The sequence below is a fragment of the Mycobacterium sp. Panama NTM2 genome, from assembly GCF_054355555.1.
Genome location: NZ_CM135953.1, coordinates 4,297,106 through 4,312,979 on the forward strand (window position 1 = coordinate 4,297,106; position 15,874 = coordinate 4,312,979).

Sequence of the window (15,874 nt, forward strand, 5' to 3'; positions counted from 1 at the left end):
CCACGCCGCCATTTCGTCGATCTCGGCACAAGGTTGGCCATTGCACGGCCACGTCGTCGCCGTTACTCTGTCTGTAACGATCCTTACAGAGGAGTGGCGACGTGGCACCGACGAAGAGCAAACGTCAGCAGCAGGGAGACAACTCCCGAGAACAGATCCTCGACGCCACCGAACGGTTGATGTCCACGCAGGGCTACGCAGCGACGTCGATCAGCCACATCCGCAAGGAATGCGGACTTCCCGCCAGTTCCATCTACTGGCACTTCGGCTCCAAAGAGGGCGTGCTGGCCGCCGTCATGGAACGCGGCGCCGATCGCTTCTTCGCGCAGCTGCCGCGGCGTGAACCGAGCTCGACGGACGATCCCGACATCGAGACGCGGCGCGCCGAGGCGGCGAAACTCCTTGCGCAGCATCCGGATTTCCTGCGGCTGACCTACATGCTGTCACTCGAGCGACACACCGACCCCGCGGTCGGCGCAGCCATCCGCAGGGTGCGCGACACCGCCATCGCCGGCTTCCGCGAGGCGATCGCGCCGATGATCCCGGCCGGCGTCGCGCCTGAGCGCGCCGAGCGCGTCGTCGACGAACTCGCCGCGTTCGCCACCGCGGTATCCGACGGGGTGTTCTTCGCCGACCACCTCGAACACGAGACGACGGACGTCGACCGGATGTACGTCCGCATGATCCAGGCCGTGCAGGCCCTCATTCCCATTCTCTTGGAGGAGACATGACATCACGATCCGTCGTCATCACCGGCGCCAGCGCGGGGCTCGGCCTCGAATGTGCCCGCGCCGTCCTCGCCGATGACCCGACCTGGCATGTGGTGCTCGCGGTGCGCGACCCCGCACGCGGAGCGGCCGCTGTCGACGAGCTCGGCGCGCCCGATCGTTGCACCGTGCTGCCCTGCGACCTCGCTTCGCTGCGATCGGTCGACGGGTTCGTCGATGCGTTCACCCACGCCGACGTGCCCCCGCTTCATGCCATCGTCTGCAACGCCGGCCTGCAGGTGGTCGACGTCAGTCAGACCACAGCCGACGGAGTGGAGATGACATTCGGGGTCAACCATCTCGGCCACTTCGCGCTCGTCACAGGCCTTCTCGACCAGCTCGTCGCGCCCGCGCGCATCGTGGTCGTCAGTAGCGGGACTCACGATCCGACGAAGTTCACCGGCGGCATGCCCCATCCGCTCTACACCAGCGCCGCGGAGCTGGCACGGCCGGGGAGCCCCGGCGACAAGGACGGGCGTCGCCGGTACACCACGTCGAAACTGTGCAACATGCTGTTCGCCTACGAACTCGATCGCAGGCTCGGCGAAGGCGCGCGCGGGGTCACCGTGACGGCGTTCGACCCCGGCTTGATGCCGGGATCGGGATTGGCGCGGGAGTACTCGCCTGCACAGAAGTTGTTGTGGCGCTATGTCTTTCCAGTTCTTCGTGTCCTACCCAACGTCAACAGCACCACGACGTCGGGCAAGCGACTGGCGGCCCTGGTGCACGATGCGCGCTACGACGGCATCACCGGAACCTATTACGAGGGCGCGCGTCCGATCCGGTCGTCGGCGGACTCCTACGACACGGCCAAGGCGCTGGACCTGTGGGCGACGAGCGAACACCTGGTGGCCACTGCGAGAGCGTGATCGAACTCGACGATATGGCGAGATCTACTCGACTTCTTGCGCCCGTTCGTCGGTTTGGGCGTCCTGGGGCTCGGGCTCGTCGAACACCTCATGCGGCCAATGGGCACGCCACTCGTCGGCACTGATCACCCCGCGCGGGCTGTCGTCGAGCTCCTCGGCCACGTCGTCTCCGCGTCGGGCGGCCGCGGCTGCACGCTCAGCGACTCGCACATCCTCCATGAACTCCAGAACCGCTGTGCGCAAGGCGTTCTCGGCGTCGAACTCGGGGTTCACGGTGATCCAGGTGAGCGCGTCGGGCACCAGCTCTGCGGGGAAGCCGGCGGCTTCGGCGCGGGCGAGCACCTTCTGCGCGAGCGCCAATGCTGGCTGTGCGGTCGGAATGTCGTCCATGATGGACTCGCGCGTGGATTTCTCCAGCGCCTTGCGCGCCTCCCACTGCGCCAGCTGATCCTCCAGCGAGATCGATTCGCCGGCCAGCACCGCGGGCACCCGGTTGCCGAGCTTGCGCACCAGCGCGTCGGCGACGTCGTCGATGCCGAACGCGTCGGTCGGCGCATCCTCGGCGATGCGCGCGTGGAAAAGGACCTGCAGCAACACATCTCCGAGCTCGTCACGCAGCTCGGTCAGGTCACCGCCGTGCACCGCGTCGAACAGCTCGTAGGTCTCTTCGAGGAGATAACGCCGCAGCGAGTCATGCGTCTGCTCGCTTTCCCACGGACCGGCGGTGCGCAGCTTGTCCATCATCGCGACCGCGTCGACGAGGTGCTCACCGGGCTGCGGGTCCGGCGCGGCGATCACCCGCTCCCCGGCGGCGATCCGCGCGGCGACCGACGGGTGCTCGGGGTCCGACGACAGCAGCGTCGGCGCCGGCTCCCCGATGTAGGCGGGCCGCGCCGAGGGCAGCGACCACGGCACCTTGACCGGCATCTCCTCGGTGTACTGGACGTCGCCCGCCAGGAGGTCGATGGCCTCGATCGGCACCAGCGACGGGCGGCGCGGGTCCACCAGGACGACCGTCATGCGCCACCTCCGAACTTCGCGATGTCGACCGGGGCCTGCCCATCCCCCGCGATCGCCACGAGCAACCCTGCCACGAACGCGATCAGCTCGAGATCCCGGATGCGCGGCGCACCCACCCCACTGCCGGCCCGCGGAATAGGCACCTGCACCGTCGACGTGGTGGCCCGGTAATTGGCGCCGGAATAGAGCCGCTTGAGCCGCAACTGCGCCGAATCCGGCAGCGTCAGCGGCGCGATACGCACCGTCGACCCCGACGGCGCCCCGATCTCGGTCACCCCGAAGGCCCGCGCCAGCAGCCGTAACCGGGCCACCGCGACCAGCAGATGAGCCGGCTCGGGCAGCGGGCCGTACCGGTCGACGAGCTCCTCGATCACCGAGTCGACCGCCCCATCGTCGGCGGCAGCGGCCAGCCGGCGATACGCCTCGAGCCGCAGCCGGTCACTGCCGATGTAGTCCGGCGGCAGGTGCGCGTCGACAGGCAGGTCGATCCGCACTTCCTTCGGCTCTTCCGGTGCGAGAACGGTTTTCCCGTCCGCCGCCGCGCGATAGGCCTCGACGGCCTCGCCCACGAGCCGCACGTACAGGTCGAACCCCACGCCCGCGACATGGCCGGACTGCTCGGCGCCCAGCACGTTGCCCGCGCCGCGAATCTCGAGATCCTTCATCGCGACCGCCATGCCCGCACCGAGATCGTTGTTCTGCGCGATCGTCGCGAGCCGGTCGTAGGCCGTCTCGGTCAGCGGAACCTCCGGCGGATACAGGAAGTACGCGTAGCCACGCTCCCGGGAACGCCCGACACGGCCGCGCAACTGGTGCAGCTGCGACAGGCCGAACGTGTCCGCCCGCTCGACGATCAACGTGTTGGCATTCGAGATGTCCAGGCCCGTCTCGACGATCGTCGTGCACACCAGGATGTCGAACTCGCGGTTCCAGAATCCCTCGACCGTCTTCTCGAGCTGCTCCTCGGGCATCTGCCCGTGCGCGACCACCACCCGCGCCTCGGGCACCATCTGCCGCACCCGCGCGGCGGCCTGATCGATCGAGCGCACCCGGTTGTGGATGTAAAACGCCTGCCCGTCGCGCAACATCTCGCGGCGCAACGCCGCGGCGACCTGCTTGTCGTCGTGCGGGCCGACATAGGTCAGCACCGGATAGCGTTCCTCAGGCGGGGTCAGGATCGTCGACATCTCTCGGATGCCGGCCAGGCTCATCTCCAACGTGCGCGGAATCGGCGTCGCGCTCATGGTCAGCACGTCGACGTGGGTGCGCATCGACTTGATGTGCTCCTTGTGCTCGACGCCGAAGCGCTGCTCCTCGTCGACGATGACGAGGCCGAGGTCCTTCCACGTCACGCCGGTCTGCAGGAGTCGGTGGGTGCCGATCACGATGTCGACCGAGCCGTCCTTCATCCCCTCCATCACGGCCTTCGATTCCGAGCCGGAGGTAAAGCGCGACAAGCCTTTCACCGTGACAGGGAAGCCCGCCATGCGTGCGCTGAACGTCTGCAGGTGCTGATCGGCCAGCAGCGTCGTCGGCACCAGGACCGCGACCTGCTTACCGTCCTGCACCGCTTTGAACGCCGCGCGCACGGCGATCTCGGTCTTGCCGTAGCCGACGTCGCCGCAGATCACCCGGTCCATCGGGACGGGCTTCTCCATGTCCGACTTCACCTCGGTGATCGCGGTCAGCTGATCCATCGTCTCGGTGAAACCGAACGCGTCTTCCATCTCGAGCTGCCAGGGGGTGTCCGGCGCGAACGCGTGACCGGGCGACGCCTGCCGCTTGGCGTACAGCGTCACAAGCTCGGCCGCGATCTCCCGAACCGCCCGGCGCGCTTTGGTTTTCGTGTTCGCCCAGTCGCTGCCGCCGAGTTTGGACAGCGTGGGCGCCTCGCCGCCGACGTAGCGCGACAACTGATCGAGCGAATCCATCGGCACGTAGAGCCGGTCCGACCCGCCACCGCGTTTGGCCGAGGCGTACTCGAGCACCAGGTATTCGCGCCGGGCGCCGCCCACCACCCGCTCGGTCATCTCGACGAACCGGCCGATGCCGTGCTGATCGTGCACCACCAGGTCACCTGCGGTCAGCGCCAGCGGGTCGACGACGTTGCGCCGCTTGGCCGCCAGCTTCTTGCCCTCGGTGGCCGCGACCCGGTTGCCCGTCAGGTCGGCTTCGGTGATCACCACCAGGTTCGCGCCCGGCATCACGACACCGTCGTGCAGCGGGCCCTTCATCACCCCGACGACGCCTTCGCGCGGCACCGCGCCGGGCTCGAGAATCGTTGCCGCCGTGTCGGCCTCGCCGAGCTGCTCGACCACCCGCATGCAGGTGCCGGTGCCCGGCGTGACGACGACGCCGTATCCGCCCGTGGCGACGTGGGCGCGCAGCATCGCGAAGATCTCGCTGACGTTGTGCCGTTGGCCCCGCGCGGACGGCGCCGGCCGGATGTCGAGGCGTACCGGCTCGTCGGCGCCGCTGTCGAGCTGGCTCAACGTCCACCACGGGTGCCCGGCCGCGCGCGCTGCGTCACGGCTCTCGTCGAACGGGACGAAACCCGACGCGCCCAGCGCCTCCACGTCGATCGGCGCGTCACCGCCCACGGCGGCCGTCGACCACGACGCCTCCAGGAACTCGCGCCCCGTCTTGATCAGATCGGCGGCGCGGCTGCGCACCTTTTCCGGATCGCAGATCAGCAGCGGCGTGCCCGCGGGCAGCAGCGAGGGCAGCGTCACCAGGCCGACCGGCTTCAGCAGCGGAAGCAGCGCCTCCATCCCGTCGACGGGGATTCCCTCGGAGAGCTTGGCCAGCATGTCGGGCACGCTGCCCGGCACGCCGTTCTCCATCACCGGATGCTCGGCGGACAGCGCCGCGGCCCGCTCGCGCACCTCCGCCGTCAGCAGCACCTCCCGGCACGGCACGGCGATCACGGTGGAAACGTCGATCTCGGGAATGGAGCGCTGATCGGCCACGGCGAACATGCGCATCTCCGAGACCTCGTCGCCCCAGAACTCGATGCGCACGGGATGCTCGGCCGTCGGCGGGAACAGGTCGAGGATGCCGCCGCGCACGGCGAACTCGCCGCGCTTGGCGACCATGTCCACGCGGGTGTAGGCCAGATCGACCAACCGCGCGACGGTGCCGTCGAAGTCGGAGTCCTCACCGACGGTCAACGTGACGGGCTCGACGGCGGCCAGGTCGGGCGCCATCGGCTGCAGCAGCGAACGGGCCGTCGTCACCAGTACCCGCAGCGGCGGACCGAGCCGCTCGTCGTCGGGATGGGTGAGCCGGCGCAGCACCATCATCCGGGCGCCGACGGTGTCGACGCCGGGTGAGAGCCGCTCGTGCGGCAGTGTCTCCCACGACGGGAACATCGCGACCGCATCGCCGAACACGCCTGTGAGCTCGGCGGTCAGGTCGTCGGCTTCCCGTCCGGTCGCGGTGACGGCCAGCACGGGGCCGGCCTGGGCGAGTGCGGCGGCGACGAACAGGCGCGCGCTGGCCGGGCCGACGATATCGAGATCAGCGGGCCGGTCGGCGGCGCGGCGCGTGACGTCCTGCAGAGAGGGGTCGCGCAGTGCCAGCTCGACGAGGCCCGCGATCGGGGTGTGGACATGAAGGGTCCCCGATACGGTCATGATGAGTTCCATCGTAGGCCCCGACGGCGCGATGGCCGAACCGGCCGAACCCGAGAAGGCGGGCTACTCGGCCCGCAGTTGCGGGTCGGCCTCGAGATGGGTGAGCCCGTTCCACATCAGGTTCACCAGATGCGCGGCCACCACTTCCTTCTTGGGCTCGCGGGTGTCGAGCCACCACTGCGCAGACATCGACACCGACCCGACGAGCGCCTGCGCGTACAGCGGCGCCAGGTCCGGGTCGAGGCCGCGGCGGGAGAAATCCCCGGCCAGGATCGACGACACCTGGTTGACGGCGTCGTTGAGCAGCGTCGAGTAGGTGCCCGCGGTGATGCTGGCCGGCGAATCGCGGATGAGGATGCGGAACCCGTCGGTGTGCTCCTCGACGTAGGTCAGCAGCGCCAATGCGACCCGCTCCAGGCGCACGCGGGACCGGTTGTTGGTCAGCGACGACGTGATGCCGTCGAGCAGCGCCGACATCTCGCGGTCCACCACGACGGCGTAGAGGCCTTCCTTGCCGCCGAAGTGCTCGTACACCACGGGTTTGGAGACGTTGGCCCGCAGCGCGATCTCCTCGATCGAGGTGCCGTCGAAACCGCGCTCGGCGAACAGCGACTTCGCGATCTCGATCAGCTGCTGGCGACGCTCACTGCCGGTCATCCGGGCGCGTGGGGCGCGGACATCCTTGTCGGGAGCTGGCACGCCGTTCAGGGTAAACCGCGCCACCCCGGCGTACCGTCAAGCTCCGTGATCACGCTGGATCGGCTGATCAACGTCCTCGGCGGCTACGGCGTGCGGTGGCAGACCGGCTCGGCGGACCGTTCGAGCGAACTGCGCAGCGTCGTGCTGCCCGAGACCGTCGAAGGCCGCACCGTGCCCGGCGACGTGCTGCTCGCCGTGGGCGCCGCGTCGGGCGGCGACGCAGTGGGGTGGGCCAGGGCCGCAGGCGCCGTCGCCGTGCTCACCCGCCCCGACCCCGACGACACCACGGGTTACGACGACACCGACGGCCTTGCGGTGCTGGTGGTCGATCCGGCGGTGCCGTGGAGCGACGTCGCCGCGATCGTCTACGGCCTCGTGTTGGAAGGCCGGGAGACGGAGTCGGGGCGTGGGCCGACCGACCTGTTCGCAGTGGCCGACAGCCTGGCCGCCGCGGTGGGTGGCGCCGTGGTGATCGAGGACCGCCGCTCGCAGGTGCTGGCGTTCTCCCGGGATCAGCGCGACGCCGATCCGCCGCGCGTCGCGACGATCCTGACCCGGCAGGCGTCGGCCGATGTGCGGGAGATCTTCGCCGACCACGGTGTGTTCGCGCACCTGTCGAGCTCCGACGAGCCGATGTTCGTCCCCGCCGACCCCGCGACCGGACGAACAGGCCGCATGGTGGTGGCGGTGCGCTCGGGCCGGGACCTGCTCGGCTCGGTGTGGGTGGCCTGCCCCGAGCCGCTGACGGGAGCACGGCGCCGCGCCCTCACCGACGGGGCGCACACGGTGGCTCTGCACCTGTTGCGTTCACGCGCCAGCGCGGATCTGGAACGTCAGGTCGAGTCCGAGCTGGTGCTCCGGTTGCTCGACGGCACACCGGACGCCCCGACGCTGGCCAGCCGCCTCGGGCTTCCGCCGGCGGAACTGCGGGTCGTCGCGCTGCGCGCGCACGAGCGCGGGCATCGGCACACGGCGCTTCTGCAGGCCTTCGAGCAGGCGACCGCCGGCTTCGGCTGGTCCCGCCCGTCGCGCAGCGCACTCGCTGCCACCACCGTCTACACCGTGCTGGCCGCCGACGAGGCGGCGGTCGCCCGGGCATGGGTGGAGGCACTGGTCACCGCGCTGCCGCCGCAGCTTCGCGTGCAGGCCGGCATCAGCGCACCGGCGGCCGTCGGCGATCTGACTGCCGCACGCAACGAGGCGGACGAGTGCCTCGCGCTGCAGGAGAGCACCGGCGCCGCCGTCGCACCCGCCTACGACGAATCGTGGAACGACGTCGTGCTGCAGCGTCTGCGATCGGCCGCGGGCGCCGGCCGCAACCCGCACCGGGGGGCGGTCGCCGAACTGCGGGCCCACGACGCGACGCAGGGCACTTCCTACGAGGCGACGTTGCGGACCTGGCTGCAGGAGCGCGGCGATCCGGCCCGCACCGCGGCGCGGCTGGGCGTGCACGAGAACACCGTCCGCTACCGCATGCGGCGGATGGCGGAGCTGACCGATCTGCACCTCGACGACGCCGAGAAACGATTCGCGATGATGATCGAACTCGCCGTGCGCGACTGACCGTCTTGTCCCAGACCGACAATCCGGCACCGCCCTGTTGTCGCATCGGCACAACACCTCGCCACCGTTCCCGTCCGACCATGGAGTCGTCGGTCATCGAACGAGGAGGGTGTCATGTGGGCCAGATCAGGGATGGACGGCGGTCCCCGATCTGTCGTGGTCGTCGGTGCGGGCATCGTCGGCCTGTCGACGGCATGGTTCCTGCAGGAGCGGGGCGTCGACGTGACGGTGGTCGACCGCAGCGGGGTGGCCGCGGGCGCGTCGTGGGGTAACGCCGGCTGGGTCTCACCGGCCCTGACCACGCCGCTGAACTCGCCGTCCGTGCTGCGCGAAGGATTGCACGCACTGACCGACCCGGCGGCTCCGCTGCACATCCCGCTGCGGGCGGACACCGCGCTGGCACGCTTCTTGATGCGGTTCGCCGCGCACTGCCGTCCGGGCTCGTTCCAGCGTGCCGCGCAGGCCGGCGCGGTGCTCAACGACGAGGCGATCGAGACGTTCGACGTGCTGGTGGCCAACGGCGTCGACGCGCCGGTCACCGATACGCCGATCTCGGTGGCGTTCCGCGACGCCGAGCTCGCGGCCGCATTCGGCCGCGAGCTGCGCACCTGGCTGGGTGATCGACCGACGGCCGTCGAGGTGCTGACCGGGCCCGCTCTGCGCGAGCGGGTTCCGCTGGCGGCGCCGACCGTCGCGACCGTCGTCGACATCTCCGGCCAGCGCTTCGTCGACCCCGGCCGCTTCACCACCGCGCTCGGCCGGGCAGTCACCGAGCGGGGCGCGACGGTGCACACCGGGATGGTCGTCGGCGTCTCCCCCGACGGCGGCGGGGTGCAGGTGCGTCTGCGCGATGCCGAGCCCCTGCGCGCCGACGCCGCGGTTGTCGCGGCCGGCGCCTGGCTTCCGGCGCTGACGGGTCGCCGGGTGCGGGTGGCGCTGCAGGCCGGGCGCGGCTACTCGTTCACGGTGCCGGTGGAGCGGCCTCTGCCGGGGCCCATCTACCTGCCCGAGGCGCGGGTGGCGTGCACGCCGTACCGCGGCGGGCTGCGTGTCGCCGGGACGATGGAGTTCCGCCGCCCGGACGAGCCGCCGTCGATGCCGCGGGTGAACGCGATCGTCGCCGCCGCCGCACCGCTGCTCGACGGCGTCCGCTGGCATGAGCGCACCGACGTGTGGGTGGGCCCGCGGCCGGTCACCGACGACGGCATTCCGCTGATCGGTCAGCTCGAGCGCGGGGTGTTCGTGGCGGGCGGGCACGGCATGTGGGGGCTCGCGCACGGCCCCGCCACCGGACGTCTCCTCGCCGAACAGATCGTCACCGGCAAGGTGCCCGAGGTTGCGCGGGCCTTCGATCCGCTGCGCAGACGCTGACTCACCCCAGGTCGTCAGGGGCGGTGCCGTGACCCGCCCCTGACGACGAGCCCTCTCGAAAGGACCCCTCATGACCACCGTCTGGATGACCCCGCACGCCCGCACCGCGCTGGAAGCCGAGCTGGCCGAGCTGCTGACCGTGCCACGTACGGGCACCGACCGCACCGGCGACGTCGTCGACGCCTGGCTGGCCCGCAAACAGCGCATCCGCGACATCCACGAACTGCTCAGCCGATCCGTCGACACCGGGTCTCCGCCCGACGACGGCGTCGCCGAGCCGGGCATGGTCCTCACTGTCCGCTTCGACGACTCGGACGAGACGGAGACCTTTCTCCTGGGCACCCTCGGCGCGACCGACGACGAGCTCGACGTCTACACCGCGGCGTCGCCGCTGGGCAGCGCGCTGCTCGGAGCCACACCGGGCAGCCGCCGCACGTATCGACTGCCGACGGGCCGCACCGCGTCCGTCACCCTGCTGGCGGCTGTTCCGTTCGGTCTGCACCACCACGCCATGGGCTAAAGTCGCACGCGTATCTCGTCACCGGTCCGTCGTGGTGTAATCGGCAGCACCTCTGATTTTGGTTCAGATAGTTCAGGTTCGAGTCCTGGCGACGGAGCGTCACGAGAGCTCGCCGCCGCGAGCGTGCGAACTGATACGGCGCACCCGGCGTGTCCCGGATGAACCTGCACAGTCGACAGGCAGGAGCCGCGATGACGCGTGACGCAGCCGTCCTCATCCTCGCCGCGGGAGCCGGCACCCGGATGAAGTCCGACACCCCCAAGGTGCTGCACACCCTCGGCGGGCGCAGCATGCTGGCCCACGCCCTGCACGCTGTCGCCGGCGTGGAACCGACGCACCTGGTGACGATCGTCGGCAAGGATCGGGAGCGCGTGGCCCCGGCCGCACTGCAGATCGGCGAGACCCTCGGCCGCCGGGTCGAGATCGCCGTGCAGGAAGAGCAGCGCGGTACGGGCCATGCCGTCGGCTGCGGGCTCTCGGCACTGCCCGAGGATTTCACCGGCGTCGTGGTCGTCACCTCCGGCGACGTGCCGCTGCTGAACTCCGCAACGCTCGACGCGCTGATCGCCGCCCACATCGCGGCCGGCGCCGCGGCGTCGGTGCTGACGACCACCCTCGCCGACGCCACCGGCTACGGCCGCATTCTGCGCACGCAGGACGGCGAGGTGATCGGCATCGTCGAGCAGGCCGACGCCACCCCGGCGCAACGCGCGATCCACGAGGTCAACGCCGGGGTGTACGCGTTCGACGCGGAAGAGCTGCGCTCGGCGCTGAGCCGGTTGCGCTCCGACAACGCCCAGCACGAGCTCTACATCACCGACGTGTTCGCGATCGTGCGCGGCGACGGACTGCCCGTCCTCGGCCAGCACATCGATGATGCTGCGCTGGTGGCCGGCGTCAACGACCGCGTTCAGCTGGCCGCGCTCGGCGCGGAATTGAACCGTCGCGTCGTCGCGGCCCACCAGCGCAACGGGGTGACCGTCGTCGATCCGGCCACCACGTGGATCGACGTCGACGTGACGATCGGACGCGACGCCGTGGTCCGCCCCGGCACCCAATTGCTGGGTGCGACCGCCATCGGCGCGCGGTGTGAGATCGGGCCCGACACCACATTGACCGACGTCACCGTCGGCGACGGCGCATCCGTGGTGCGCACCCACGGCTCGGAGTCGGTCATCGGCGTCGACGCGGCCGTCGGACCGTTCACCTACCTGCGCCCCGGCACCGTCCTCGGCGACGACGGCAAGCTGGGCGCCTTCGTCGAAGCCAAGAACGCGACGATCGGCACCGGGACGAAGGTGCCGCACCTGACGTATGTCGGCGACGCGGACATCGGCGAGCACAGCAACATCGGCGCATCCAGCGTGTTCGTCAACTACAACGGCGAGACCAAGAGCCGGACGACGATCGGCTCCCACGTCCGCACCGGGTCCGACACGATGTTCGTCGCCCCCGTCACCATCGGCGACGGCGCGTACACCGGCGCGGGCACCGTGGTGCGCGAGGACGTGCCCCCCGGCGCGCTCGCAGTGTCCGCCGGACCGCAGCGCACGATCGAGGGCTGGGTGGAACGGAAACGGCCCGGCAGTGCCGCCGCGCAGGCGGCCGCCGCGGCGCGCCAGGCAGGGCAAGCTACCGGCGAGTAGCGTTTCGTCGCCGTTTATTGGCATTCTGGTAACCCGCCGACGTGTGAGCATCCCCGCTACGTACGATGGCCCGAGAATCGACTGCGAGAAGCCGAGGGCAGCCCGTGAGCCACGACTGGACCGACAACCGCAAGAACCTGATGCTCTTCTCGGGTCGGGCGCACCCCGAACTCGCCGAGCAGGTCGCCAAGGAACTCGACGTTCCCGTCACCGCGCAGACCGCACGCGATTTCGCCAACGGTGAGATCTTCGTCCGGTTCGACGAGTCGGTACGCGGCAGCGACGCCTTCGTCCTGCAGAGCCATCCCGCGCCGCTGAACACGTGGCTGATGGAACAGCTGATCATGATCGACGCGCTCAAGCGTGGCAGCGCCAAGCGGATCACCGCGATCCTGCCCTTCTATCCCTATGCGCGGCAGGACAAGAAGCACCGCGGCCGGGAGCCCATCTCCGCGCGCCTGGTCGCCGACCTGTACAAGACGGCCGGCGCCGACCGGATCGTCACCGTCGATCTGCACACCGATCAGATCCAGGGCTTCTTCGACGGCCCGGTCGACCACATGCGGGCGCAGAAGCTGCTGTGCGGCTACATCAGCGAGAACTACGCCGATCACGACATGGTCGTCGTCTCCCCCGACTCGGGCCGCGTGCGCGTCGCCGAGAAGTGGGCCGACAGTCTGGGCGGTGTCCCGCTGGCCTTCATTCACAAGACCCGCGACCCGCTGGTGCCCAACCAGGTGAAGTCGAACCGGGTGGTCGGCGACGTCAAGGGCAAGACCTGCATCCTGACCGACGACATGATCGACACCGGCGGCACCATCGCCGGGGCGGTCAAGCTGCTCAAGCAGGACGGTGCGGGCGACGTGATCATCGCCGCCACCCACGGTGTGCTGTCCGATCCGGCGCGGGAAAGACTGGCCGACAGCGGAGCCCGCGAGGTCATAGTGACCAACACGCTGCCGATCGGCGAGGACAAGATGTTTCCGCAGCTGACCGTGCTGTCCATCGCGCCGCTGCTGGCCAACACGATTCGCGCGGTGTTCGAGAACGGCTCGGTGACAGGGCTTTTCGACGGATCGGCATGAGCGCGCGCATCCTGCACAATCCGCGCTGCACGACATCGCGCAAGGTGCTGGACATGCTGCGCGAGAGCGGGGCCGAACCCGAGGTGGTGCTCTACCTGAAGAACCCGCCGTCGCGCAGCGAGCTGAAAGCGATGATCGCCGACGCCGGCATCGACGTGCGCGCGGCCGTGCGGACCCGGGAATCGCTCTACGCCCAACTCGGGCTGGCCTCGGCGTCCGACGACGAGTTGCTCGACGCGATGGTCGAACACCCGATCCTGATCGAGCGGCCGTTCGTCGTCACCGGCAAGGGCACCCGGCTGGCCCGGCCCCTGGAGCGCGTTCGCGAGATCCTGTGAGCGCGCGGCACGTGTTCGCAGCGGCCGCTGCAGCGCTGACTTTGGCCGCGTGTTCCCCGGAAGCACCCGACTACCAGGCGGTCTGGTCGACGACGAGCGTGCCCAGCCCGTCGCCGCAGGCGGCGAACCCTTCTGGGGCGCCGGTCCCCATCGCCGCATTCCTCGAACAGGCCAGGGTCACCGGCCAACCCGTCGCCTACAACAAGGTGACCGACCTGACGGTGACGATACCGACCCCACCCGGCTGGCATCCGTACCAGAACACCAACCTCTCACCCGGAACCCGGATGATCGTCAAGGGCGACACCTATCCGACCGCGATGCTGATCATGTTCGAGCTGACCGGCGACTTCAACATCGCCGAGGCGCTCACCCACGCCAACGTCGATGCGCAGATGAGCCAGAACTTCCGCGAACTCAACGCCTCCACAGCCGATTTCGACGGCTTCCCGTCGTCGATGATCGAAGGTAGCTACGACCTCAACGGCGCCCGGATGCACAGCTACAACCGCATCGTCATCGCCACCGGTGCCGCCCCCAAGAAGCAGCGCTACCTGATCCAGTTCACCGTGACGGGATTCGCCGACAAAGCGGCCGAAGAGGCCGGCGACATCGAAGCCGTGATCAAGGGCTTCACGGTGAAGGTGCCCACCCCGCCAACGCGCTGAGGGCCTCTTTACAGTGATGCCATGAGCGACTGGACAGCGGCCGACCTGCCCTCCTTCGCCGGCCGCACCGTGATCGTGACCGGCGCCAACAGCGGGCTGGGCCTGGTGACCGCCCGAGAACTCGCCCACGCCGGCGCCCGCACCATCCTCGCCGTGCGCAACGTCGACAAGGGCCGTGACGCCGCGGCGACGATGTCCGGCGACGTCGAGGTACGCCGACTGGATCTGCAGGATCTGTCATCGATCAAGGCGTTCGCCGACGGCGTCTCGGGAGCCGACGTGCTCGTCAACAACGCCGGGATCATGGCCGTGCCCTACGCGCTGACCGTCGACGGATTCGAGAGCCAGATCGGCACCAACCACCTGGGCCATTTCGCATTGACCAACCTGCTGCTGCCTCGGCTCACCGACCGAGTGGTCACGGTGTCGTCGTTCATGCACGTGTTCGGCTACCTCAGCCTGTCCGATCTGAATTGGAAGTCCCGGCCCTACCTCGCCTGGCCCGCGTACGGCGCGTCGAAGCTGGCGAATCTGCTGTTCACCAGCGAGTTGCAGCGCAGACTCACCGCCGCCGGTTCCCCGGTCCGGGCCCTGGCCGCGCATCCCGGTTACTCCGCGACCAATCTCCAGGGCCAGACCGGCAGTCGGCTCGGCAGCCGCATCACGGACGCGGGCAACGCGTTCTTCGCCACCGATGCGGACTTCGGCGCGCGGCAGACGCTCTACGCCGTCGCTGAGGACCTGCCAGGCGACACGTTCATCGGCCCGCGGTTCTCCCTGCGTGGCCGCACCGGCGCCCACTCGCGCACCCCGCTGGCCCGCAACCGCGCGAAAGCCGCCGACCTGTGGACGCTGTCCGAGCAGCTCACCGGGGTGGAATTTCCGCTCTAGCCCGGTGCTGGGCTACCCTGGTGGACGCATCACGGCGAGGGTGGTCATTGTGACCGCCGTTATCGACGGGACCGAGCATCTGCAGTTCGTGTCGCCCTGGCCGTGTCCGACTACTGGCACAGGAGCACCGAACATGGCGAAGAACGCCCCGAACAATCTGACCGCTGCGGTCCGCACCACCACCGGCAAGGGCGCATCCCGCCGCGCCCGCCGCGAAGGCCGGGTGCCGGTGGTGCTCTACGGCCACGGCACCGAGCCGCAACATCTCGAGCTCGACGGCCACGACTTCGCCGCCGTGCTGCGCAACGCAGGCACCAACGCCGTGCTCACCCTCGACATCGCCGGCAAGGAACAGCTGGCCCTGACCAAGTCGCTGGAGATCCACCCGATCCGTCGCAACATCCAGCACGCCGACCTGTTGGTCGTGCGTCGCGGAGAGAAGGTGACGGTCGAGGTCAGCATCGTCGTCGAAGGCGAGGCCGCACCCGGCACGCTGGTCACCCAGGAGCAGGCGGTCATCGAGATCGAGGCCGACGCACTGTCGATCCCGCAGCAGCTCACCGTCTCGATCGAGGACGCCCAGGAGGGCACCCAGGTGCTCGCCGGCCAGGTGGAGCTGCCCTCGGGTGTGACGCTGGTGTCCGATCCCGAGCTACTCGTCGTCAACGTCATCACCGCGCCCAGCGAGGAAGAGCTCGAGGCCGAAGGCGGCGGTGAGTCGCTCGAGGAGCAGGCCGAAGAGGCCGAGACCGGGGCCGAGGGCGCTGACGACGCGCCTGCCGACGGCGACTCCGAGTAGTCA

General features: G+C 69.7%; 14 protein-coding genes and 1 tRNA gene. 12 read left to right on the forward strand and 3 right to left on the reverse strand.

Going from position 1 to position 15,874, the window contains the following annotated elements; genetic code table 11:
- The first annotated feature begins 101 nt into the window (after window positions 1-101).
- Together ACXYX3_RS20530 and ACXYX3_RS20535 are read left to right on the forward strand one after the other, a co-directional pair.
- The gene (locus ACXYX3_RS20530; protein ID WP_458608811.1) at window positions 102-731 is read left to right on the forward strand and encodes a TetR/AcrR family transcriptional regulator; all 630 of its coding nucleotides are present in this window, start codon (window positions 102-104) and stop codon (window positions 729-731) included.
- The gene (locus ACXYX3_RS20535; protein ID WP_458608812.1) at window positions 728-1,636 is read left to right on the forward strand and encodes an SDR family NAD(P)-dependent oxidoreductase; all 909 of its coding nucleotides are present in this window, start codon (window positions 728-730) and stop codon (window positions 1,634-1,636) included. The genes ACXYX3_RS20530 and ACXYX3_RS20535 overlap by 4 nt, the downstream gene beginning before the upstream one ends.
- 24 nt (window positions 1,637-1,660) lie before the next feature.
- Here ACXYX3_RS20535 and ACXYX3_RS20540 read toward each other — a convergent pair whose 3' ends face one another.
- The 3 genes from ACXYX3_RS20540 to ACXYX3_RS20550 form a co-directional block, all read right to left on the reverse strand.
- Window positions 1,661-2,656 carry a nucleoside triphosphate pyrophosphohydrolase gene (locus ACXYX3_RS20540; RefSeq protein ID WP_458608813.1) on the reverse strand — a complete coding sequence of 332 codons (996 nt, stop codon included), beginning with the start codon at window positions 2,654-2,656 and terminating at the stop codon, window positions 1,661-1,663.
- Window positions 2,653-6,291, reverse strand: coding sequence for a transcription-repair coupling factor (gene mfd, locus ACXYX3_RS20545; RefSeq protein ID WP_458608814.1), 3,639 nt, complete (start codon window positions 6,289-6,291; stop codon window positions 2,653-2,655). The genes ACXYX3_RS20540 and mfd overlap by 4 nt, the downstream gene beginning before the upstream one ends.
- A 63-nt stretch (window positions 6,292-6,354) precedes the next feature.
- Window positions 6,355-6,948 carry a TetR/AcrR family transcriptional regulator gene (locus tag ACXYX3_RS20550; protein ID WP_458612162.1) on the reverse strand — a complete coding sequence of 198 codons (594 nt, stop codon included), beginning with the start codon at window positions 6,946-6,948 and terminating at the stop codon, window positions 6,355-6,357.
- Between the two features lie 87 nt (window positions 6,949-7,035).
- Here ACXYX3_RS20550 and ACXYX3_RS20555 point away from each other — a divergent pair, with 87 nt between their 5' ends.
- The 10 genes from ACXYX3_RS20555 (at window position 7,036) to ACXYX3_RS20600 (ending at window position 15,871) form a co-directional block, all read left to right on the forward strand.
- Complete coding sequence (locus tag ACXYX3_RS20555; RefSeq protein WP_458608815.1) at window positions 7,036-8,553, forward strand: PucR family transcriptional regulator; 1,518 nt, start codon at window positions 7,036-7,038, stop codon at window positions 8,551-8,553.
- A gap of 114 nt (window positions 8,554-8,667) precedes the next feature.
- Window positions 8,668-9,924: an NAD(P)/FAD-dependent oxidoreductase gene (locus ACXYX3_RS20560; RefSeq protein ID WP_458608816.1), complete on the forward strand. Its 1,257-nt coding sequence runs from the start codon at window positions 8,668-8,670 to the stop codon at window positions 9,922-9,924.
- 70 nt (window positions 9,925-9,994) lie between these two features.
- On the forward strand, window positions 9,995-10,444 hold the full coding sequence (locus ACXYX3_RS20565; RefSeq protein WP_458608817.1) for a GreA/GreB family elongation factor: 450 nt from the start codon (window positions 9,995-9,997) through the stop codon (window positions 10,442-10,444).
- 25 nt (window positions 10,445-10,469) lie between these two features.
- A tRNA-Gln gene (locus ACXYX3_RS20570) sits at window positions 10,470-10,541 on the forward strand.
- Between the two features lie 94 nt (window positions 10,542-10,635).
- Window positions 10,636-12,090 carry a bifunctional UDP-N-acetylglucosamine diphosphorylase/glucosamine-1-phosphate N-acetyltransferase GlmU gene (gene glmU / locus ACXYX3_RS20575; RefSeq protein WP_241207279.1) on the forward strand — a complete coding sequence of 485 codons (1,455 nt, stop codon included), beginning with the start codon at window positions 10,636-10,638 and terminating at the stop codon, window positions 12,088-12,090.
- Between the two features lie 104 nt (window positions 12,091-12,194).
- On the forward strand, window positions 12,195-13,175 hold the full coding sequence (locus tag ACXYX3_RS20580; RefSeq protein WP_241207280.1) for a ribose-phosphate diphosphokinase: 981 nt from the start codon (window positions 12,195-12,197) through the stop codon (window positions 13,173-13,175).
- Entirely contained in the window at window positions 13,172-13,513 is a 342-nt protein-coding gene (gene arsC / locus ACXYX3_RS20585; protein ID WP_458608818.1) for an arsenate reductase (glutaredoxin), read from the forward strand. Before ACXYX3_RS20580 ends, arsC begins: the two co-directional genes overlap by 4 nt.
- The gene (locus ACXYX3_RS20590; protein ID WP_458608819.1) at window positions 13,510-14,181 is read left to right on the forward strand and encodes an LpqN/LpqT family lipoprotein; all 672 of its coding nucleotides are present in this window, start codon (window positions 13,510-13,512) and stop codon (window positions 14,179-14,181) included. The genes arsC and ACXYX3_RS20590 overlap by 4 nt, the downstream gene beginning before the upstream one ends.
- 21 nt (window positions 14,182-14,202) lie before the next feature.
- On the forward strand, window positions 14,203-15,072 hold the full coding sequence (locus ACXYX3_RS20595; protein WP_458608820.1) for an oxidoreductase: 870 nt from the start codon (window positions 14,203-14,205) through the stop codon (window positions 15,070-15,072).
- Window positions 15,073-15,205: 133 nt separating this feature from the next.
- Window positions 15,206-15,871, forward strand: coding sequence for a 50S ribosomal protein L25/general stress protein Ctc (locus ACXYX3_RS20600; RefSeq protein ID WP_458608821.1), 666 nt, complete (start codon window positions 15,206-15,208; stop codon window positions 15,869-15,871).
- Window positions 15,872-15,874 lie beyond the last annotated feature (3 nt).

Excerpts from the sequence above, each read along its gene's own strand:
- arsC (WP_458608818.1), top strand. The coding sequence starts at position 13,172 with ATGAGCGCGCGCATCCTGCACAATCCGCGCTGCACGACATCGCGCAAG.
- ACXYX3_RS20535 (WP_458608812.1), top strand. The coding sequence starts at position 728 with ATGACATCACGATCCGTCGTCATCACCGGCGCCAGCGCGGGGCTCGGC.
- mfd (WP_458608814.1), bottom strand. The coding sequence starts at position 6,291 with ATGACCGTATCGGGGACCCTTCATGTCCACACCCCGATCGCGGGCCTC.
- ACXYX3_RS20595 (WP_458608820.1), top strand. The coding sequence starts at position 14,203 with ATGAGCGACTGGACAGCGGCCGACCTGCCCTCCTTCGCCGGCCGCACC.
- ACXYX3_RS20560 (WP_458608816.1), top strand. The coding sequence starts at position 8,668 with ATGTGGGCCAGATCAGGGATGGACGGCGGTCCCCGATCTGTCGTGGTC.
- ACXYX3_RS20550 (WP_458612162.1), bottom strand. The coding sequence starts at position 6,948 with ATGACCGGCAGTGAGCGTCGCCAGCAGCTGATCGAGATCGCGAAGTCG.
- ACXYX3_RS20565 (WP_458608817.1), top strand. The coding sequence starts at position 9,995 with ATGACCACCGTCTGGATGACCCCGCACGCCCGCACCGCGCTGGAAGCC.
- glmU (WP_241207279.1), top strand. The coding sequence starts at position 10,636 with ATGACGCGTGACGCAGCCGTCCTCATCCTCGCCGCGGGAGCCGGCACC.
- ACXYX3_RS20600 (WP_458608821.1), top strand. The coding sequence starts at position 15,206 with ATGGCGAAGAACGCCCCGAACAATCTGACCGCTGCGGTCCGCACCACC.
- ACXYX3_RS20540 (WP_458608813.1), bottom strand. The coding sequence starts at position 2,656 with ATGACGGTCGTCCTGGTGGACCCGCGCCGCCCGTCGCTGGTGCCGATC.